This window comes from Thiohalocapsa sp. (assembly GCF_022340605.1).
Lineage (GTDB): Bacteria > Pseudomonadota > Gammaproteobacteria > Chromatiales > Chromatiaceae > Thiohalocapsa.
Genome location: NZ_JAJDNQ010000044.1, coordinates 1 through 19,399, shown reverse-complemented (window position 1 = coordinate 19,399; position 19,399 = coordinate 1). Strand labels below are relative to the sequence as shown.

Annotated in this window: 17 protein-coding genes; 4 read left to right on the top strand and 13 right to left on the bottom strand. The window is 67.4% G+C overall.

Annotated elements, in window-relative coordinates:
• Positions 1-71: 71 nt before the first annotated feature.
• From zapE to LJE69_RS05630, 3 genes are read right to left on the bottom strand one after another with little or no spacing between them, the layout of a single operon-like run.
• Positions 72-1,193: a cell division protein ZapE gene (gene zapE / locus LJE69_RS05640; protein ID WP_296922416.1), complete on the bottom strand. Its 1,122-nt coding sequence runs from the start codon at positions 1,191-1,193 to the stop codon at positions 72-74.
• 10 nt (positions 1,194-1,203) lie between these two features.
• Positions 1,204-1,665 (bottom strand): hypothetical protein, encoded by a 462-nt coding sequence (locus LJE69_RS05635; RefSeq protein ID WP_296922413.1) that lies wholly within the window; start codon positions 1,663-1,665, stop codon positions 1,204-1,206.
• A gap of 17 nt (positions 1,666-1,682) precedes the next feature.
• Positions 1,683-5,207 carry an acyl-[ACP]--phospholipid O-acyltransferase gene (locus LJE69_RS05630; protein ID WP_296922410.1) on the bottom strand — a complete coding sequence of 1,175 codons (3,525 nt, stop codon included), beginning with the start codon at positions 5,205-5,207 and terminating at the stop codon, positions 1,683-1,685.
• A gap of 130 nt (positions 5,208-5,337) precedes the next feature.
• On the opposite strand from LJE69_RS05630, the gene LJE69_RS05625 reads away from it, so the two are divergent.
• On the top strand, positions 5,338-5,745 hold the full coding sequence (locus LJE69_RS05625) for a hemerythrin domain-containing protein (protein WP_296922407.1): 408 nt from the start codon (positions 5,338-5,340) through the stop codon (positions 5,743-5,745).
• 45 nt (positions 5,746-5,790) lie between these two features.
• On the top strand, positions 5,791-6,222 hold the full coding sequence (locus LJE69_RS05620; RefSeq protein WP_296922404.1) for a DUF805 domain-containing protein: 432 nt from the start codon (positions 5,791-5,793) through the stop codon (positions 6,220-6,222).
• 87 nt (positions 6,223-6,309) lie between these two features.
• Here LJE69_RS05620 and LJE69_RS05615 read toward each other — a convergent pair whose 3' ends face one another.
• The gene (locus LJE69_RS05615; protein WP_296922400.1) at positions 6,310-6,879 is read right to left on the bottom strand and encodes an ATP-binding protein; all 570 of its coding nucleotides are present in this window, start codon (positions 6,877-6,879) and stop codon (positions 6,310-6,312) included.
• A 144-nt stretch (positions 6,880-7,023) separates the two neighbouring features.
• Between LJE69_RS05615 and LJE69_RS05610 the strand changes: the two genes are divergently transcribed.
• Positions 7,024-7,512 carry a Uma2 family endonuclease gene (locus LJE69_RS05610; RefSeq protein ID WP_367114633.1) on the top strand — a complete coding sequence of 163 codons (489 nt, stop codon included), beginning with the start codon at positions 7,024-7,026 and terminating at the stop codon, positions 7,510-7,512.
• Positions 7,513-7,870: 358 nt separating this feature from the next.
• Here the strand turns inward: LJE69_RS05610 and LJE69_RS05605 are convergent, their stop codons facing one another.
• From LJE69_RS05605 to LJE69_RS05575, 7 genes are all read right to left on the bottom strand, one after another.
• Positions 7,871-8,050 (bottom strand): PIN domain-containing protein, encoded by a 180-nt coding sequence (locus LJE69_RS05605; RefSeq protein ID WP_296922521.1) that lies wholly within the window; start codon positions 8,048-8,050, stop codon positions 7,871-7,873.
• Between the two features lie 32 nt (positions 8,051-8,082).
• A complete protein-coding gene (locus tag LJE69_RS05600) occupies positions 8,083-11,517 on the bottom strand; it encodes a mechanosensitive ion channel domain-containing protein (protein ID WP_296922398.1) in 3,435 nt (1,144 codons plus the stop codon).
• 19 nt (positions 11,518-11,536) lie between these two features.
• Positions 11,537-12,577 (bottom strand): DUF481 domain-containing protein, encoded by a 1,041-nt coding sequence (locus LJE69_RS05595; protein ID WP_296922395.1) that lies wholly within the window; start codon positions 12,575-12,577, stop codon positions 11,537-11,539.
• A gap of 85 nt (positions 12,578-12,662) precedes the next feature.
• Positions 12,663-13,304: a hypothetical protein gene (locus LJE69_RS05590; RefSeq protein WP_296922392.1), complete on the bottom strand. Its 642-nt coding sequence runs from the start codon at positions 13,302-13,304 to the stop codon at positions 12,663-12,665.
• A gap of 4 nt (positions 13,305-13,308) precedes the next feature.
• Positions 13,309-14,109, bottom strand: a complete 801-nt coding sequence (locus tag LJE69_RS05585; protein ID WP_296922389.1) for an SDR family oxidoreductase — start codon at positions 14,107-14,109, stop codon at positions 13,309-13,311.
• Positions 14,110-14,224: 115 nt separating this feature from the next.
• A complete protein-coding gene (gene hdhA, locus LJE69_RS05580) occupies positions 14,225-15,055 on the bottom strand; it encodes a 7-alpha-hydroxysteroid dehydrogenase (protein WP_296922387.1) in 831 nt (276 codons plus the stop codon).
• 128 nt (positions 15,056-15,183) lie between these two features.
• Entirely contained in the window at positions 15,184-15,630 is a 447-nt protein-coding gene (locus LJE69_RS05575) for a hypothetical protein (RefSeq protein WP_296922384.1), read from the bottom strand.
• 255 nt (positions 15,631-15,885) lie between these two features.
• Here LJE69_RS05575 and LJE69_RS05570 point away from each other — a divergent pair, with 255 nt between their 5' ends.
• Positions 15,886-17,175 carry a patatin-like phospholipase family protein gene (locus LJE69_RS05570; RefSeq protein ID WP_296922382.1) on the top strand — a complete coding sequence of 430 codons (1,290 nt, stop codon included), beginning with the start codon at positions 15,886-15,888 and terminating at the stop codon, positions 17,173-17,175.
• A 148-nt stretch (positions 17,176-17,323) separates the two neighbouring features.
• Here LJE69_RS05570 and nadA read toward each other — a convergent pair whose 3' ends face one another.
• Together nadA and LJE69_RS05560 are read right to left on the bottom strand one after the other, a co-directional pair.
• Positions 17,324-18,409, bottom strand: a complete 1,086-nt coding sequence (nadA, locus tag LJE69_RS05565; RefSeq protein ID WP_296922379.1) for a quinolinate synthase NadA — start codon at positions 18,407-18,409, stop codon at positions 17,324-17,326.
• Positions 18,410-18,441: 32 nt separating this feature from the next.
• Positions 18,442-19,122: an NUDIX domain-containing protein gene (locus LJE69_RS05560; RefSeq protein ID WP_296922376.1), complete on the bottom strand. Its 681-nt coding sequence runs from the start codon at positions 19,120-19,122 to the stop codon at positions 18,442-18,444.
• Between the last annotated feature and the right edge of the window lie 277 nt (positions 19,123-19,399).

The following is a 19,399-nucleotide window of genomic DNA, read 5'->3' as shown; positions in this document are numbered from 1 at the left end:
CGGGAGGCGCCTGGCGTCAACTTCGGCGGAGCATACACCCGCGCGGGCGGTGAAGAAAGCGGGGGAATGTGCTAGCCAAGGTGCGGGCGCGCTAGATAACGCCGCGTTTGCATCTCTATCAGGCGGCTCGCGGTGCGGCGAAAGTCGAAGGCCATGTCACGACCGGTGTACAGACCGGCCGGGGCGGTGTCGGCGCTGCAGATGAGCTTGCAGCAGCGGTCGTAGAGGGCGTCGATCAGCGTGACCAGGCGATGGACACGGTCGCTCTGCTCGTCGTCCAGGACCCGCAGGTTGGCGAGCAGCACGGTGTGGAAGGCGCGGGCCAGTTCCAGATAGTCGTTCTTGGAGCGCGGAATGTTGCAGACGACATCGAAGTCCAGCCAGACGACGCCGTCGTCGCGGGCGATGCAGGGAATTGGTCGGTTGTTGACCACGACAGGGTCGGTACTGGGAGCGGCGTCCGCGGTCAGCGCGGCGAAGTGGCGGCGCAGGGCAGCATCTGCCGCCACACCCGTGGGCTCGAGGTAGACCGTAGCTCGATTCAGCGCGCGCAGCCGATAGTCCATGCCGCCGTCCAACTCCAGCACCCGGCAGTGGCGCTGCAGCAGTTCGATGGCCGGCAGGAAGCGCTGGCGTTGCAGCCCGCCGCGGTAGAGCTGTTCCGGTGGCACGTTGGCGGTGGTCACCAGCGTAACATCGTAACGGAAGAGCGTGTCCAGCAGGCCCGCCATCAGCATGGCGTCGGCGATGTCGTTCACCTGCATCTCGTCGAGGCACAGCACTCGCACCTGCGCCGCGAGGTCTGCGCCGAGGTGCTCCAGTGGGTTCCGACGACCGGCCAGCCGGCGCAGCTCGCCATGCACGTCCTGCATGAAGCGATGGAAATGCACGCGCCGTTTGGCTGCGAAGGGCAGGGTGTCGTGGAACAGGTCCATGAGTCGGGTCTTGCCGCGGCCGACACCGCCCCAGAGGTAGAGCCCGCGCACCGGCGCGCCTGTGCCGGTGCGGCCGAGCAGACGCCGGGCCCAGCGGCCGAGGGGCGCGCTTGTGCCGGAGTGCCCGGCCACATCGGCCTGTCGCTTCGCGAGGTCGTCGTGGAGTGCCTCCAGCGCGGCGATGACGCGCCGCTGCGCCGGGTCCGCTTCCAGATGGCCGGTCGCGACGGCTTCCCGATAGGCGGCTGTCGGCGTCATGCGTTGGTGCTCATTCCCCGGCCGGCGCTCGCGGGGCCGCGCCCGGCGGTGTCGGGGCGTCCGAGCAGTCTGGCGGCAGTCCGTTGCTCTGGCGCTCGGCGCGCGCCACTTGCAGGAAGAGGTCGATATCGCGCTCGCGCCGCGCGTCGGTGAGGGTGCGGCCCTTGGCTGTCTGCCAGGCGTCCGCAATCTTCGGGTACAGGGCTTCGGCGCCCTTGGTGTCGCCGCGGTCGCGCAGGATCGCCGCCTTCAGCGTCCAGGCGCGGTGCACGTTCTGCGCCGTCCCGCGGGCGATGGCGTTGTCGGTGAGTTGCAGCGCCTGGCTATAGCGGCACTTGCCCAGCGCCATGAGCGCGAGGCGGTTGTCGGGACCCATGGGGTCCTTGCCGCAGCCGCTGAGCAGCAAGCCCGTCAGCGCGATCAGGATGGTCAGGCGCGCGCCACGGGCGCGGGTCTCGGTCTTCTCGTGCATCGTCTCTCCAAGTGGTTTCATGGCAGCGAGCCGCCGGCGGCCATGTGCGGTGCGCCGGTATCGGCTGCGTCGGGCTCGAGCAGGGTTTCGGCGAGGCGCCGCGCCGCCGCGAAATCCGTCTTGCCGCTGCCGAGCTTGGGCACGGACGCGACACGCAGGACGGCCGATGGCAACAGCAGCGGATTGACGCCAGCAGCCAGGAGCTTCGCGCGCAGCGCACCTGGGTCCTGATCGCCGGTGAGGAGCAGCGCGATTCGCTCACCCTTCCGGGCGTCGGGCAGGGTGACGGCACAGAGCTCGAGCTCCGGCTCGCCTAAGGTGCGGCGTGCCTGATCCTCGACGGTGGCCAGGCTCACCATCTCGCCCCCGAGCTTGGCGAAGCGCGAGTAGCGGTCGACGACGGTCAGGAAGCCGTCGGCGTCCAGGTGGCCCTTGTCGCCGGTTTTGTACCAGCGCTGGTCGTCCAGCTCAACGACGGCCTCGCGGGTGCGCTCGGGGTCGTTCAGGTAGCCCTTCATGACCTGTACGCCGCCGATGAGAATCAGCCCGTCCTCGCCCGTGGGCAGCGCCTCCAGGCTCACCGGATCCACGATACGGAAGCTGGTGCCCGGCAGCGGCATGCCAACGGTGCCGGGCTTGCTGCCGGTCTGCACCTTCCAGTTGGTGATCTCGATGGCGTCCGGCACGTTGACGCTCGCCACCGGCGTGGTCTCGGTGGCGCCGTAGCCTTCGTAGATGCGCTTGCCGAACTTGACCGCGAAGGCGTCGCGCACGTCCGGGCTCAGGCGTTCTGCGCCGGCGACCACCGCGCGCAGGCTCTCCAGCATCAGCGGGTGCACCTTGCGGTTGCGCGCGTAGAGGCGCAGGAAGCTGGAGGTGCTGCACAGCACTGTGGCCCGGTAGCGGGCGATGGCCTTGGCGCTGCCCAGCGCGTCCGTGGGGTCCGGATGGCACACCATCGGGATGCCCTCCAGCAGCGGCAGTGCCGTGGTCGCCGTGAGGCCGAAGGCGTGGAACAGCGGCAGGTTGGAGAGCATCAGGTCGTCGCTCTCGGTGTTCAGCACGTCCGCGATCTGGCGCACGTTGGCGAGGATATTGCGGTGGGTCAGCTCGACGCCCTTGGGCGCCCCCTCGCTGCCGGAGGAGAACAGGATGGCCGCGGTGTCCTCCGGCTGGGCGCGGTGACAGTACAGCAGCCGGAGGAAGGAGGCCGGCAGCGCGATGGCGGCGGCAAGCGCCACGAACCCCCGCGTCTTGCCGATGCCGGCACGGATCGCTTCCATCCGATGCAGGGTGGCGCCGGCCAGCAGGGCCTCGACGTCGATTCCGCGTTGGCCGAGCTTGCGCAGGAATCGATCGGCGGTGATGACGTTGCGGATGCCGGCGCCGGTCAGTGCGGCTGCCAGCGCCTCGGGACTCGCGGTGTAGTTGAGGTTGACCACCGTCTTGCCGGCGAGCCAGCCAGCCAGGTTGGCGATGACTCCGGCGCTGGACGCCGGCAGCAGAATCCCCAGGTTGCGCTCCGGGCAGCGTCGGCGGATGGCTTGTGCAAACAGCAGTACCGCGGCGATGAGCCGGCGGTTGGTGAGCGTGGTGCCGGCGGAGTCGAGCACGGTTGGCACATCGAGCCTGCGCTTGGCCACGGCGAGCCATGCGGCCGGCAATGTCGGCAGGGTCTGCACGTGCTCGGTCCAAGAGCTCACCGACAACTCGAACACCGCCTGCTTCACCTGCTGTGCATTGCTGGTGATGGGCAGGGTTGGGCCGAAGGCGACGATGACGTCCCGGGCGCGGCCGTCGCGGCGGCTTTCCTTGAGCTTCTCGCTGGCGTTGGAGAAGCGGCTGCCCCACAGGCCGCGCAGGTAGAAGGGCAGGATCACGCCGTCGGCACCCTCGGCCGCGAGCTCGAAGCCGCGCTTGAACTCGCCGAGCTGGGCATTCTTGCTGAGCGTGCCCTCGGGAAACAGGCAGACCACCTGGCCCTGGTTGATGAGGTCTGTCACGGCGCGCAGGGCATTGCGGCTGCCGGCGCGGCTGATGGGAACGACGCCAAAGAAGTCCAGGAACCACTTGAGCCACCAGCGCTCATACAGGATGCGCTCCATGACGAAGCGCACCGGCCTGGGGCTTGCCATTTGCACCATGGCCCAGTCGATCCAGCTGATGTGGTTGCCGAGCATCAGCACGCCGCCTTGGGCCGGCATGTTGTGCAGCCCGATCACCTGCAACCGGTAGTGCACCGCCATGAGCCGACCGATGAAGAAGCGCACCAGCGACTGCGGTAGCTGCCAGACGGTGTAGATGGCGCCACCCAGCGCCACGACGGCCAGCGCCACCATGATGGCCCGGCTGCCGGCGTCCGCCAGGGCCGAGATGACCGTGATGATGAGCCCGGCCAGCATGATCCAGTTGAGGATGAAGTTCTTGGCCGCCAGCACCCGGCCCAGCTCGCGCTCACCGGCGTTGAACTGGATCAGGGCGTTGAGTGGCACGATGAACATGCCCGCCAGCAGCCCCAGCGCCATGAAATTGAGTCCGTGCAGCCAGGTGTGGCCGATGGCGGGGAGGATGAACAGGGTGGCGGCGATGCCGAGCGCGCTGAACGGGATCAGGCCCGTCTCCACGTGATCGCGGGCGATGCGTCCGGCAATGGCCGCGCCGGCGATGATGCCGATGCCGGCGAAGGCCATGACGCCCTGGATGACCACCGTGTTGGTCTCGCCGAGGCTGTCCTCGACATAGGCAGGAAAGGCTGCCAGCAACACCTGGGAGATGCCCCAGAACACCCCGAGCCCGATGATCGACAGCCAAATGACCTTGTTGTCCCAGGCTGCGTGCAGGTTGTGCTTGAGGTAGCGCCCACTCAGGTACTGGCGCCAGTCGAAGTGCATGGCCGCGTCGCCGGCACGCTTGTCCGGCAGGCAGTAGGTCATGGACACCTCCAGCAGCGAGCCCAGCACCAGGAACCAGCCCACCGGTGCGATGCGGCGCATGATCTCGTCCGGCGGCAGGCCGCTGCCGCCGACGGCGCCGCCCGGCGTCGCGAGCATCAGCTCGAAGAGCACCGAGAAGCTGAAAATCCCGGCGAGGATGGCGATGCTGGAGCTCGCCTGCACCCAGGCGTTGGCAGGGGTCAGGGCGTCGGTGCCGCAGAGCTCCTTGATGTAGCCGAACTTGGCCGGCGAGTAGATGGCGCTCTGCACCGCCAGCACGAAGGTCATGGCGAACGCTGGCCAGAACAGTCCCAGGTAGTAGCAGGCGGTGATGCCGAGCGTGATGCTCACGGCCACCCAGGCCGCGGTGCGCATAACCCGGTTCTTGGGCCAGCGGTCGGCGAGCCAGCCCGAGGGCGTGAACAACAGAATAAACGGCAGCAGGATCAGCGCGTTGACGACCGCCGTGAGCCAGATCTGCTGTGCGCCGTCATAGGCTTTGAACAGGGTGTTCTGGATGATGATCTTGTGGCCCAGGTCGACGAAGCTGTTCAGGAAGACCACCAGCACGAACGGCAGGAAGCCGGGGATGCGGGTCAGCTTGGTCATCAGGGGGCTCCGTCGGCACGGCGGCGGGTATGGCCGCCGGAGCTGGCATTCTAGCCGGGCCACGTCACGTAGTCGGCACCCCGCTTGCGCTAAGGTTTGGGCAACGGCAGCCAATCTCCGGAGCAATCCCTTGAGCGAATCCCTGGTTTGGCGCGAGTCCTACGCGCTCGGCGTCGAGCTCCTCGACGCCCAGCATCGCGAGATGGTGCGCCTGATCAACCTGGTGCTGGACCCGGCGGCGGGCGACGAGGCCGGCGCGCGGCTGGACGCGCTGATCGCGCAACTGCGCCGGCACTTCGAGACCGAAGAGGTCTTCCTGCGCGCCATCGACTATCCGCTCACCGAGGAGCACGCTCGCGAGCATACCCTGCAGCTTGCCGAATTCGTGGACCTGCGCCGCAGCATCGGACGTGGCGGAGGTGCCATCGGTGCCGAGAGCCGCACCGAGATCCGCCAATGGTTCTTCAACCACGTCGTGGCCGAGGACCGCCGCTTCGGCGCTTACTATCGCCGCGTCGTCTGCGGCGCGGCAGAATAGGGGCCGCCGCGCATCCGGACGGGGCACCTTCGAAGGAGTCAAACCATGTTCAGAGCTCTCTGGGGCGATATCCAGAACGGGCGCCTCGAGCGTCTGCCTTTTCTCGGCTGGTACCTGCTGGTGAGCCTGCTCGCGTTGCTGCTGGCCTTCGGCATCGGCGCGGTCATCGGTGCCGCCGAGCGCATGGCCGGCGGCGATCCGGTGGCGCACCAGCTCTCGCTCGCCGATAGCCTGGGTACCACGGGCGTGCTTGCTGTCGCCGTGGTCTTCGCGCTGCTGCTGATGGCCCAACTCAATCTCATGGCCAAGCGCGCGCGCGACATGGGCCTGCCGGTGCCCTGGCTGCTGGTGCTGGGCTGGCTGTTGTTGTCGGGTCTCGTCTCGTCGGGTGGCGGTGCGGCTCTCGGCGGCCTGCTGAGCCTGGTTGTGCTGCTGGCGCTGCTGTTCGTGCCGACGGGGGCATTCGGCCGGACTTGATGTATCTCCTTCCACGTGGCCTCGGGTGCGCCCCCCGCCAGGCAACACCTGGGCGCGGGTATGTTGGCTGTCCATCGGCGATAGCCCTCAGCGCTGGCCGGAGAGAATGACCGACAGTCGCTCCGCGATGGCCGCGGCGAGCCCGTGCCGCGGGAACGCCGGTACCCGGGCCGGCGCATAGCCGAGCCGCCGGTAGGCCCGCAGGATGGCCTCGCCGATGGCTGCTGCATCGCGCGCGTCCTCGAACCTGAGCCCATCGGTCTGAAGCGGCAGCCCCTCCAGATAGAACACCCGCCGGTAGCGCCTGCGCGCGCCGGCGAAGAGGTGGTCGGTGGTGAGCGCCAGTTGCTCGAAGTAGGCGATGCTGTCCGGCAGCGCCCGGTCCAGAAACAGCGGCTCGGCCGGGTCGAGGGCCTGCTCGATGTGGTGCTGGCGCTTGGCGATGCCGTGCTGGATGCGGGCCTGGAGCGCCGCGTCGGCGGCGATCTCCGCGGGGGAGTGACCGAGCCCGGCGATGTGGGCGCGGGCGGTCTCCGGCACGATGCGGTGGCCGCGGGCGGCGAGCGCCTCGATGATGGTGGTCTTGCCCGCCGACGGCGGCCCGGTGATCACGCACCAGGCGGTGTCGATGGTCGCAATTGAGACGTTACCTGTCATATCGCGGATTGCTCCGATTTCGATAGCGATATCGATGAACAGAAGGGCCGTCTCGTGATCGATGTGCCGATGTGGGGCATTGAGGCACCACCGGCCACTGCTCCATCATGCGGACTCTGGTCGCAGCGAGTCGCGAGGTGATCAATGGAGGCGATTCAACTGAGCACGGTGCATGATCTCCTGACGTCGCCCGAGGAGCGCGTCGAGCTGATCGGCGGCGAAATCGTCCGTCGGCCTATGACGCGGGCGCGCCACGCCCAGGCACAGGGCCAAGTCAGAGACGACCTGGGGTGCTTCGTCGGCGGCTCCGGTCCCGGCGGCTGGTGGATACTCACCGAGATCAGCGTCGCCTACGAGCCTCACGAATGCCCCAGCCACGACCTCGCGGGATGGCGCCGCGAGCGTCTGCCGCGGCCGCCCGACGGCCCCATCGAGCTGCCGCCGGACTGGGTCTGCGAGATCGTCTCGCCGGGGCACGAGAAGAGGGACACGCTCCAGATTCCGCTGCTGCTGCGCCGGCACCGTGTGCCCTACTACTGGATCATCTGGCCCGAGGATCGGACGCTGGTCGCCCATTCTCTCGATGGCGACGAGTGGCGCGTCATCGCGACGCTGAAAGGCCAGGAGCGTTGACTGCGTGCCGCCGTTCGAGGCCGTAGAGCTCGACCTGGGCGTCGTGCTAGGCGACGCCTAGCAGCTTCGCTGCGGAAATTCCGAAACCGGGCTCCCTCGTGGTCGTGGTCGTAATCGAATATCCGGACGGTTGAGATCACGATTGCGACCACGACGACGACCACGACCACGATCTGAGATGGTCTCGGGACTTGTGCGCTGGTGCACGAGGGCCACAGCCCAGCGGCGCGCCCAACGCCCGATCCGTCGGCGTTGGCACAGACCGCCGCGGTACTCCAGGGCAGGGCGGTGCGCCAGATCGAAGCGTGCAGTACTGCTGTCCTTGGCTGCGCGCAGCAGAGGTCGGCCACCGCGGCGGTCATGGCGACCAGGGGTGTAGCACGATCGCGCCGGTGGGTGCAAAGTCCGCGACGTTGCGGGTGACCACCGTCATGCCGTGGACGCGTGCGATCGCCGCAATCATGGCATCGCGTACCGGCCGGGGGGCTGGCACATGCAGCTTGGCGCCGGCGCGTGCGACGGCGACATCGACGGGCAGAATGCGTCACGAATGTAGAAACGTTACTACCTTCAGTCGGGCGGTCCAATCACATCGCGGCGAACGTGCGTCGCCCGCAGCTCGACCTGCAGCGGCCGCGCCGCATCCAGGTGCAGATCGCGCTGCGGGAAGGCGATGACGATACCCGCCTTGGCGAACTTGCGGTAGACCGCCTTGTGCAGCGCGGTGATGGTCGCGACGCGGTCGTCGATGGAGCCCAGATAGGCGCGCAGGATGAGTGTCAGCGAATTGTCGCCGAAGCCCTCGAAGCTGAGCACGGGGGCCGGGTCATCGAGGATCTTCGGATGCTCCCGCGCTGCCTCGCGCATCAGATCGAGGGCGGCATCGACGTCACTCTCATAAGCGACGCCGGCGACGACTACGACCCGGGTCATCTTGTCCGACAGCGACCAGTTGAGCACGCGCCCGGTGACCAGGTCCTTGTTCGGCACGAGCAGCTCTTTGCGGTCCCAGTTCCGAATGGTGGTGGCGCGGATGCGGATTCGGGTGACCACCCCGTCGGTGTCGCCGACGGTGACGATATCCCCGACCCGAACCGGCCGCTCGAACAGGATGATCAGGCCGCTGACGAAGTTGGCGACGATCTCCTGGAGCCCAAAGCCGATGCCGACGCCGAGCGCCGCCACCAGCCACTGCAACTGGGACCATTGAACACCAAGACTCGCGAACACCAGCACGAGGCCCAGCGTGACGACGGCGTACGCGGTGAGGGTGGTGGCCGCATAGCGGGTCCCGGCCGGCATGTCGGCGCGGCGCAGCAGGAGCATCTCCAGCACCGCGGGCAGCTGTTTCGCGAGGATGACGGTCGCAATGGCGATCACGAAGGCAAGACCGAGGTCGGCCAGGCTGATCGGATCGACCCGCTGCGCGCCGCCGGCGGTGACGGTCTGGTGCCACAGAACGACGTCGTCCAGCACCTGCAACGCCGGGAAGACATCGGCCCAGATGATCCAGAGGCCGATGATTCCCGCGGTGGTGGCCGTGGTCCGGATCAGGGCACTGCTCGTGTCGCTGAGGGAGCTGAGGTCCGCCTCGGGCTCGTTGACTTCCGGTCGATCTGGCTTGTCGTCGGCGCTGCCCGGCTGCGGTTCCTGTGGTTGGGCTTCCTGTGCCGCCTGCCGGCGCCGCAGAGCCGTCTCGTAGGCGATGCGCCGATGCGCGACCTTGAGCCCACGCCGCGCGAGCGCCGACAGCAGCACCAGCGCGACCACCAGCCAGAGGCTGTTGACGAAGCGATTCAGCAGGATGCCTGCCGTATCGATGTACCCGAGCAAATCCAGCACCCCGAGCGCCAAGGGGGCCATGACGAGCAGCGGATACCAAAACGGGTGCAGCAATGGCAGCGTGAGCTGCTCGGGTTGGCGCCCCGCGTGCGCCAGGATCCCCGTGCGCGGATGCAGCAAGCGAAATAGGCTGAACGACAGGGAGGCGACTAGGATCACGAAGGCGACACGCCCCGCCGCCCAACCGGCGTTGAGGGGATCGAGGTGGACGATGACCAGCAACACGCCGGCCGCCGGTAGGTAGGTCCACGACAGCCGTTCAAGCTCGAGTCGCAGCAGCCGGAGTTTGGGCTCGGGCCAGCGAAAGTGCGCCGCCGCGAGCCCGCGCGGCATGCAGATGAGGCGCAGCGCGCGCAGCAAATAGAACTGCATCGCCAGCGCGAGCAGGGCCTGGCCGACGGCGCCGGAGAAGTCGGTGGCGCGGGACGAGACCTGGAGCTGCCAGCCCACGACCGCTGTTACCAGGGGCCAGGCGCCGGCGGCGACCAGCGTGACGACGAGCGCCTGCAGCGTGTAGACGAACTGATCGGTGGTCGGTTTGCCGAGCCCGGCGGCGCGCGACTCGATGAGCTGGATCAGGTGCTTGCGGCCCCAGAGGAAGCCGGCGAGGGCAACGGCGAGCAGGATGAAGGCCGCCGAGTGCGTGACCTGATAGGCGAGCACCCCGGCGACGCCATACCAACCCGTCGGCGAGACGATACGCCACACCTGCTCGGGCAGCGCACCGAGGGCCGCGAGCTGGGTTCGGGAGGCGCTGCGCACCCATAGCAGGTGCACATCGAGCAGCTCATCGAACCGTTTGATCGTCGCCAGCAGGTCAGTCTGCGCGGCTTCCAGCTCACCGAGCTTGCGCAGCAGCAGGTCTTCGGAGTCAATGGCCTGCGCCAACAGCGCCTTGCGCTCGTCGACGAGCTCCACCAGCCGCGCGCGCATGGCCTTGGAGCGAGCCTTGGCACCCGCCGCGCCGATCAGGTCGGTCACGTAGGCTTCGGTATCGGTGAGGCGCTCCTGCTCGCGGCGATGCAGCACCCGCTGCACCCCGATCTGCCCGACCTTCTCCTCACGCGCCCGCGCCTCGCGCTCGAACGAGCGCGAGTCGGGCAAGGATTGGCGCTGCTGTCGCAGCAGGTTCCCGAGCTGGTCGTTGAGGTTGGAGCCGCCGAGGGCGATGATGTCCTTTGCGCTCTTGTAGTCGCCTTGGAGCTGGCGCTCCAGCCGGTTGGCCGCGTCGGTCTGCTGCCCGATCACGTCCAATTGGGCGACCGTCTTCGCGACCGCCTTCGACAGTGCGGCATTCTGCTCGGCCAGATGCACCACCGCCGGTGGCTGACCCTCGGCGTCGAGGCGCTTCACCTCCGCCGCGTCCTTTAACCGTTCCGCCTCTGCTTGCCGTTTCGCCGTGACCAGCGCCTCCAGCAGCGTGACGCGCTGGCCGATCGCGGTAGCGTCCGCGGCCGCCTTGTCCTGCTGCGCCTCCAACAGGTCGATCCGCGCCGGCTGGCTCAGCCGTTCCTGATTGAGCATCTCGATCTCGGCGCTCAGGGCGTCGGCACGGGTCTGCAGCGCCCATCGCCTCGCTTGCGCCTCCGCCGGCGATTCGTCCGCGGCCGTCGCCAGCTGCTGCTGCGCCTGGTTATCGCTCTGCTCCCCTGCGGCCTCTTGCAGGCGCTTGCGGATGGCCGCCGGGCGTCCGGCCTCCGCGTCCAGGCGGCTGGAGAGGTCGGCGCGTTGCGCATCGGCGGCGGCGAAGTCCGCCTTCTCCCGCTGCAGCCGGGTTTCCAGTTCGTCGAGTGGGGTCGAGCGCTTCACCGCCGCAGGCTTCCGCGCCTGCGCGAGGGTCGCCGCGGCCATGGCCTCGCGGATCTTCCTGGCTTCGGCAGGCGCTGTCTGCAGGGCTTGGCGGAAGGCCTGAGCAGAAGATCGGTCCGATGCAGCCTCGTTGAGATTGCCTAGCGCCTGGCGGTAGAGCGAAAGCAGCGGGCTCTTGGTCGCGTCCGGCAGGTCGGTCGCGGACTCGGTCTCGGCGATCTTGGCTTCGAGCAAGTCCTTCGTGACCGGTGCTGGCTCCGTGTCCGCCGGTCCCTGCGCGAAACCAGCCGGAGCGAGAAGCGCCAGCAGCCAGAGGCAGATGGCGAGGATGAGCCGGTACCGATACGCTGACATGTCTCTGTCCCGCCGACGCTTACCACTGATAACCGAGCTTGAGCCGCAGCGTCGTATCCGTGGTCTTGGTCGCCACCGCCGGGTTGCTGTCGTAGTCGTATTCGAACTCGACGGCGCCGGTGAAACCGCTGGCGAGGGGCACCCGCAGACCGGTCCACGATTGCCAGAGGAACTTGTCCTTGTCATCCAGGGCAACATAGCCGAATTGCCGGTGATAGGGTTGCAGGGACCCCTGCCAAAGCAGTTGGTCGTAGTGCAGGGACCACGCCATGCCCAGGGAGTCCTGGTCGACGTGGTCGTAGAAGTCGTCCTGCAGGGCCGCGGGACCTGCCTCGATGCTCAGATTCATGGCCTCGCTCTCGACGGCGAGATAACCGATGGCCGGCCCGCCGAGGGTGCGCAGGCGCAGGTCCGCGAAGCGATCATGCTTGAGCGCGAACCAGGCCGCACCATACCAGCGCGAGGGAAACAGCCGGCTATATTGGTTGTACGTGGACCACTTGTCGGTCGTCTTCTCCCCGTCATTGGTATCGAATTCCAACGCGCCGAGGCTCGTGAGACGATTCCAGCCCCGGCGGTATTCCACCTGGTAGTCCACATCGATCTCGTTCTTGTCGGTATTGCCCTTGTCGTCGCTAAGCGCGAAGTCGACGCGTCCAGTGAGATTATTGCCGGGCGTGAAGGGAGATGAACGGGCCGACGTCGTCACCGTCGGCCCGGCCGAATCATCCGCAGGCGGCTGCGCCGAACCTTGCGGCTGGTTCGGGTTCGATCCGTCTGCGACCGCGCCCGGGCCGGCATCGGAGTGCGCCGAGACCTCGGTACCCGCCTGCACTGGATCGCGTCGCAGGGACTGCACCTTGTTGCGCTCGATCGTCAGGGTGCCCACGTAATCCGTCTCCAGCACGACGGTGTCCTGATCGGCCTGAAGAATCCTGCCGCTGAGTCGGTCGCCATTGACGAGCACGACCTCAGCGCCGACCGCCGCTTGAAACCATGACAAACCAAGAAAAAAAAGCGTCGAAGCCGAAACGGCGGCTCGTGGAGGTCTTGCCGTCAATTGCTGCTCCCGGTGCTGTCAGCGCTAGGCGATCGCGTCGTCGTCGAGCATGCCGACCGGTTGAGCTTCGGCGTGGGCGCGACATTCAGCCGTATGCGATGGGTCTCGCGGTTTGCCTGGGTGAGCACCTTGTTGATGGAAATACCCTGAAGCCACTGGTCCAGGCCCCCGGAGTAGAGGGTATCGAAGCGCTCGTAACGGCTCGTATTTGGATCATCGCCAGAGAAGGAGGCGAAACGGTAGGAGATGCGTTCAGGATCACCTGCAGGTAGCGTCCACCGCGGCGGTAGAGCACCGGGAAGTCGGCCAGGTCTCTCGACACCAGGATGCCGCGCGCGGGCTCTTCCACGGCGGCCATCGCAGGCCACACCGTCACCACGAGCTGGCGGCCGACCCCGCCGCCCACGATACGTCCAGCGAAGTCGATGGTCCGAATTTTGGGTAGGGCCTTGAGTCTGGCGCGGATCGCCGCCCCGAGCATCGGGTCCCACACGTCGCCGGGCCTCAAGCTCAGCGCGTCGCGCACCGTCGCCCTGAGCGCGTCGGCACCCGGGGCGTCCGGTGGCTCCACCTCGACGACGATCGACGTGATAGTCGCGCCACCGTGCAGGGGCTCGAGGGCCTCGTAGCCGGGACCGCCGCTGACACCTGCACCTGAGCCGGTCTGCGCCAGCGCGGCACCGGCGGCGAACGCCAGGGCCAGCGCGAGCGCAGTAGTCTGAAGCACACCGTTACTCGTCGGGAATCAGCCGCACGCGCTTGCCGCCGCCCGAGACCTGGATTGTCTGCCCGGACACCCAACTGCCCGCGGGGGAGGCGAGCCAGAGGAAGGCGTTGGCGACGTCCTCGGGACGGCCTGCCCGCCCCGTCAGGTTGTCGGGGTGCGACAGCGCGTCCACCACCTTTTGGTCGAGGCCCGCCTCCGCGTAGCCGGGTGTGATCACGGTGCCGATGAGCACCGTGTTGACGCGAACTTTCTTTGCGAAGTAGTGCGCGAGCCCGAGCATCGCGTGGTTGAGCGCCGCCTTCGCCGCCGAGTAGGCGATGAAATCGAACGCCGGCAGCGCGCCCACCAGCGAGCCGGAGTTGGTTACGGTGGCGTTGGCCGCCTGCTCGAGGTGCGGTCGGCAGGCCGCGGTCATGTTTAGTGCCGCCAAAGTATTGAGCTTGTAGCTCTCCACCATCTCTTCGGCGGAGACGGCGAGCGGGTCTGGATAGGCCTTGCCCCAGCCGACGTTGTTCACGAGCGTCGAGATACCGCCGAAAGCCTCGGCAGTCGTTGCGACGCACGCGTCGATCTGTTCGCCCTTGGTGACGTCGCAGGCCATGCCGAGGACCTCGTTGCCGGTGTCGTTGGCGATCTTCTCGGCGGTTGCCTTGGCCTTGTCGCCGTTGAGATCGGCGATCATCACCTTGGCCCCGGCGCCGGAGAAGCTGCGCGCGATGGCCTCACCGATGTTCTGCGCGCCGCCGGTGACGATGGCCGAATGACCGTGCATGCGAAAATCTGTGAACGCGTCGAATTGGGACATGTCTTGCTCCTAACCCGGCAGAGCCGGAACACAAAGAAGTGATCTCAGGCTTTGGTAGTTGTCGTCATCGAGCATGCACACGACTATGACGACGAAAGCGGAGTCTCAAGCGTGCTCAATCGAGTTCTTGGACCCCGCCGCCGGACACCGTCAGGATTTGCCCGCTGATCCAGGACGCGGCGGGTGAACAAAGGAAAAGCGCGGCATTGGCCATGTCGGCGGGCTCGCCGAGGCGCTTGATCGGCGTGTGCTCGAGCATCGTCGCCTCGATCTCGGGGGTGAGCACCGTCTGCAGCGCATGGGTGCGGGTGGCGCCCGGGGCGATCCCGTTGACCCGGATATTCATCGGCCCGAGGTCGAAGGCAATGTTGCGCGTCAGGTGGTTCTCGGCGGCCTTGGACGAGGCATAGGAGGCCATCCGGTGGTTAGTGTTGGTGCCGGCCATCGAGGTGATATTCACAATCGCACCACCGCCGGCCTTCTCCATGTGCGGAGCGGCGAGCTGGCAGAGCCGGAAGACCGAGAACAGGTTCAGCTCGAAGGCGAAACGCATGTCCGACATCGGCATGTCGAACGGTTTTGGCCCGCCGCCACCGGCGTTGTTCACCAGGATGGTCAGCCCACCGAAGGCATTGACGGCGAGGTCCAGCGCGGCAACCAGGTCCTCCTCCTTGGTGACGTCGCAGGCGCCACCAGTTGCCTTGCCGCCGGCAGCGTTGATGGCGTCTGCAACCTGTTGGGCAGTGGCGGCGTCGCGGTCCGTTACGGCAACGGACGCGCCGGCCTCGGCGAAGGTCTCGGCGATGGCGCGGCCGATGCCGGCACCGGCACCGGTCACCAGGGCAATGGCGTCATCGAGCCGAAAAACGCTTGGATCGTACATGGTTAACCCACCGAGTTGAGCTTCAGGCGGGCCGATTGAAGCCGATCGACGGAGCCGCGACAAGCCGCGGTGCGCCCAGATTGGGTGCCCACGACTCGTCACGCGTGACCGCAAGAGGCATTCGGTCGCGACGGTCGAACAGGCGCCAGCGACCGGGCCGACTTCTTGTTTCCAAGCGGGCCTTGTCGTGCTTAGCCGGCCATCGCCTCGTTGCAGGCGGTCACGACAGTGAGCAGATAGTGCATGGTCGCCTCGGTCGCGGGGGCCAGGTCCGCCGCGGCCTTGGCGGAGGCGACCAGATAGCCCTTGTCGCGCCGAATGATCCAGCCCAACCGCGTCAGCTCGTTGACCTTGCGGCGAACGGTTTCCCGCGGGATGCCGCTGTAGTCCGCGATGGACTGGACATTGATCGGCGCGGGCTCGCCGGGGCGCTCGAATGCCTTGAAGCGGTCATAGCCGAGGCCCTCGATGCGGCCACGCGCCAGCGTGCGCGAGCCGATGACGGCAAGCACCAGCATACGGTCGAGGTCACCATCGAAGTGCCGCCGGAGCGTCACCAGCAGATCGCAAAAGGCGTTGTTGTGAACGGGCCAGATTTGGCCGAAGCATGCTTCTAGGGTGTCTTGGTCGAGGTCCATGGCCGCTGCGCCCGGTTCGGTCTGTGCGATGGCAGAGACGCCGATCGGCCGCCTCGATGCACGAAAGACTGCTCATTGTGCCCATATTGGGCAGTTTGCGCCTTGCCCCAAGCGCGGCATCTCCCGATGCTGACACCCGGTTCAATTTTCGACCTGGTCTGCGCGACGCCCCCATGGTTGGCCCCCTGTGTTGCCCCTGTGTTGCGGTGGTCGTCGTTCCGCGATTCGATGTCCCACGGTTTCGGATACCTGATGATGTCCCTGCCTGAACGCCGGTCCGACACCGTCCCCGCCGGATATGCGGCCTCTTATGGCCATTCCGCCCGCTGCGGCACACTGCTCTGGGCGGCCGACAACCTGCGGGTTGGGTCGGCGTGGCCGCGGGGCCTGGTATGCGCGCTTGCGCTGCTCTGGATCATGCTGCTGGCCGGCTGCGCGTCGCCATCCCAACGCGAGCAACCGCTGCCGGCAACCCTCGCCGCGGAGGCCACCATTCCCGGCATCCCGGGTGCCCGCCGCTGGGGTGACGTGCGACCGGCCAATCTGGACGCCTGGCTCACCCTGCCGCGGCAGACGCTGCGTGCGCGCTACGGCGGCATCATGGATCAGCCTCACAACTATCTGGTCATCTCGGGTGGTGGCGGCGACGGGGCCTTCGGTGCGGGCTTGCTGACGGGCTGGAGCGAGACGGGCACGCGGCCGGAGTTCCAGATCGTCACGGGCATCAGCACCGGCGCGCTGATCGCGCCCTTCGCCTTCCTCGGCCCCGAATACGATCCAGCGTTGCGGGAGGTCTATACCGAATTCGGCACCAAAGACCTGCTGGCGTCGCGGGGGCCGCTCCAGATCATCCGTGGCGACGCTGTCGCCAGTACGCGCCCTCTGCGCCGCAAGATCGCGGAATACATCGATGACAAGGTGGTTGCGCAGATCGCCGCGGAAGGCCGCAAGGGGCGCAGTTTGTTCGTGGGCACCACGAACCTGGACGCCGGGCGGCCAATGGTCTGGGACATCACCCGCATCGCCGCAAGCGGCTCTCCAAGGGCGGCGGAGCTGATCCACGACGTGATCCTGGCCTCGGCGTCCATCCCGGGAGTCTTCCCGCCGGTGCTCATCGAGGTGGAGGCCGCCGGCCGGCGCTACGATGAGCTGCACGTAGACGGCGGCGTCACCGCGCAGCTGTTCTTTTCGCCCGCGAGCGCGGACTGGCGGCGCATCGCCCGGCGGCTCGGCGTGCAGGGCGAGCCACGGCTCTACGTCATCCGCAACGCCAAGCTGCGCCCGGACTGGCGGACGGTCAAGCGGCGGCTTTTCCCCATCATGAGCCGCTCCATCGACACCCTGATCCGTACGCAGGGCATCGGCGATCTCGCGGAGCTGTACATCGACGCCCGTGACCAGGGGCTCGACTACCGGCTCACGTACATCCCCGCCAGCTTCTACGCCGTCTCCGACGAGCCTTTCGACACGGACTACATGAAGAAGCTCTTCGCGCTGGGTGAGCGACGGGCGCGCGAGGGCGATCCGTGGCTGCGAATCCATTAAACGAAAATGTTGCTCGCAACGCCGAGAACGCGCGGATCGTACACCGGATACCTTCACGGTCTCGTCGCTTGTCCAACCCCCGATGGACGCATGGTCGGTGGTGAGGCGCGATGGATCATCGGTAGCCTCGTGTCGGACGCGGCCGCGCTCAGTCGCTGTCGCGCCGCGCGCCGATGCCGCGCTCGCGGGCGAAGTCGAGCATGCGCTGGATGGGCACCACGGCACGCTGGCGGATGGCCTCGTCGATGTGGATTTCCTGGTCGTGGCTGCGTAGTACCTGCTCTAAGTTCTGGAGCGCGTTCATGGCCATCCAGGGGCAGTGGGCGCAGCTCTCGCAGGTGGCGCCTTCGCCGGCGGTGGGCGCGGCGATCAGGGTCTTCTCGGGCGCGAGCTGGTGCATCTTCCAGAAGATGCCGGCGTCGGTGGCGACGATGAATTCCTGGTTCGGCATGCTCTGCACGGCCTTGATGAGCTGGGTGGTGGAGCCGACGACGTCGGCCTGGTCCACGACCTCGTCCGGGGATTCGGGGTGTACCAGCACCGCGGCGTCCGGGTGCAGGCGGCGTACCCGGTCCAGCGCGAAGCCCTTGAACTCCTCGTGCACGACGCAGGCGCCGTCCCAGAGCAGCATGTCCGCGCCCGTCATGCGCTGGACGTAGTGACCCAGGTGCTTGTCCGGCGCCCAGATGATCTTCTCGCCCTTGGCATGCAGGTACTCGACGATGGGCAGTGCGATGCTGGAGGTCACCACCCAGTCGGAGCGGGCCTTCACCTCGGCGCTGGTGTTGGCGTAGACGACGACGGTGTGGTCCGGGTGGGCATCGCAGAAGGCGCTGAAGGCGCCTGCCGGGCAGCCCTCGTCCAGCGAGCAGGTGGCCGCGAGCGTCGGCATCAGCACCCGCTTTTCCGGATTGAGGATCTTCGCCGTCTCGCCCATGAAGCGCACGCCGCAGACGACCAGGGTGTCGGCGTCCGATTCGGTGCCGAAGCGGGCCATCTCCAGCGAGTCTGCCACGTAGCCACCGGTCTCCTCGGCCAGGGCCTGGAGGTCGCCGTCGACGTAGTAGTGCGCCACCAGCATGGCGTTCTGCTCGCGCAGCAATTGCTTGATGCGATCCTTGAGCGCTGTCTTTTCAGCGTCGCCGAGCGCGGGCCACTCGGGTTGCTTGGGCACCTGCATGCGGTCCCGGGCCCGGGTCTCGAGGTCCGGCGTGTCGATGGCGGCGGTGGTCATGATTCGTCTCCGTCTGCGGCAGGGCCGCGGGGTCACTTCAGGTAGGTCACGCGCTCGCGGTCGGTGAGCCGGTAGAGCCGGGCGGGGCGATGGTTGCCGTGCCGGCGCGTCTCGCCGGTGGCCTCGATCTGCTCCAAGGCCAGCGCCCACTTGCGGAAGTTGCGCTTGTCGATCTCGGCGTCAACCAGGATCTCGTAGACCCGTTGCAATTCGCCGAGGGTGAAGGTCTCCGGCAGGAACTGGAACGCGATGGTGGAGTAGTCGAGCTTGCCCACCAGCCGGCGCTGGGCGGTCGCGATGATCTCGGCGTGGTCGAAGGCCAGCGCGGGCAGGGCGTCGAGCCGGAACCAGCGCGCATCCGCGGCGTCATCGCCGGCCTGGACGCTGCGCTCGCCGGCGGGTGCCAGCGCGAGATAGGCGACGCTGATGACCCGCTCGCGCGGGTCGCGGCCGACGGCGCCGAAGGTGCAGAGCTGTTCCAGGTAGAGCCCACTGAGCCCCGTTTCTTCGGCCAGCTCACGGGCGGCGCAGGTCTCGAGGTCTTCATCGATATCCAGGAACCCCCCCGGCAGCGCCCAGGCACCCTCGAAGGGCGGATTGCCGCGTCGAATCAGCAGCAGGTGCAGCGCATCGTCGCGGATGGCGAACACGGCGATGTCCGTGGTCACGGCCGGATGCGGGTGGGTGTAGCAGTGGGGTTTGGCTTGGGACATCGGCAGGTCCGACTGAGCGCGGGTTGCGAGCGAGTCTTGTGCTTCAGAACATAGTGTAGTGGATACACCTTAGCAAGGGGGGCGCGGATCCGGCTGGACGGTTCTGTGGTGAACATCGAGGTTGGGCTTGAGGTTGCGATCGAGCTCGAGCCCGAGCCCGATTCCGGTGCCGATGTCGGTGGACCGCCAATCCACTGGTGACCCCAGATTGCTTGACGGCGCCAAATGCTTGGAGTTGAGTCAAGGTGGTCGTTGTCGTTGTCGTTGTCGTTGTCGT

What these genes read in the sequence shown, in the direction of transcription:
- LJE69_RS05610 (WP_367114633.1), top strand. Translation starts at nt 7,024, where the DNA reads ATGGAGGCGATTCAACTGAGCACGGTGCATGATCTCCTGACGTCGCCC.
- LJE69_RS05560 (WP_296922376.1), bottom strand. Translation starts at nt 19,122, where the DNA reads ATGTCCCAAGCCAAACCCCACTGCTACACCCACCCGCATCCGGCCGTG.
- LJE69_RS05630 (WP_296922410.1), bottom strand. Translation starts at nt 5,207, where the DNA reads ATGACCAAGCTGACCCGCATCCCCGGCTTCCTGCCGTTCGTGCTGGTG.
- nadA (WP_296922379.1), bottom strand. Translation starts at nt 18,409, where the DNA reads ATGACCACCGCCGCCATCGACACGCCGGACCTCGAGACCCGGGCCCGG.
- LJE69_RS05620 (WP_296922404.1), top strand. Translation starts at nt 5,791, where the DNA reads ATGTTCAGAGCTCTCTGGGGCGATATCCAGAACGGGCGCCTCGAGCGT.
- LJE69_RS05575 (WP_296922384.1), bottom strand. Translation starts at nt 15,630, where the DNA reads ATGGACCTCGACCAAGACACCCTAGAAGCATGCTTCGGCCAAATCTGG.
- LJE69_RS05585 (WP_296922389.1), bottom strand. Translation starts at nt 14,109, where the DNA reads ATGTCCCAATTCGACGCGTTCACAGATTTTCGCATGCACGGTCATTCG.
- LJE69_RS05600 (WP_296922398.1), bottom strand. Translation starts at nt 11,517, where the DNA reads ATGTCAGCGTATCGGTACCGGCTCATCCTCGCCATCTGCCTCTGGCTG.
- LJE69_RS05635 (WP_296922413.1), bottom strand. Translation starts at nt 1,665, where the DNA reads ATGCACGAGAAGACCGAGACCCGCGCCCGTGGCGCGCGCCTGACCATC.
- LJE69_RS05570 (WP_296922382.1), top strand. Translation starts at nt 15,886, where the DNA reads ATGTCCCTGCCTGAACGCCGGTCCGACACCGTCCCCGCCGGATATGCG.
- LJE69_RS05615 (WP_296922400.1), bottom strand. Translation starts at nt 6,879, where the DNA reads ATGACAGGTAACGTCTCAATTGCGACCATCGACACCGCCTGGTGCGTG.
- zapE (WP_296922416.1), bottom strand. Translation starts at nt 1,193, where the DNA reads ATGACGCCGACAGCCGCCTATCGGGAAGCCGTCGCGACCGGCCATCTG.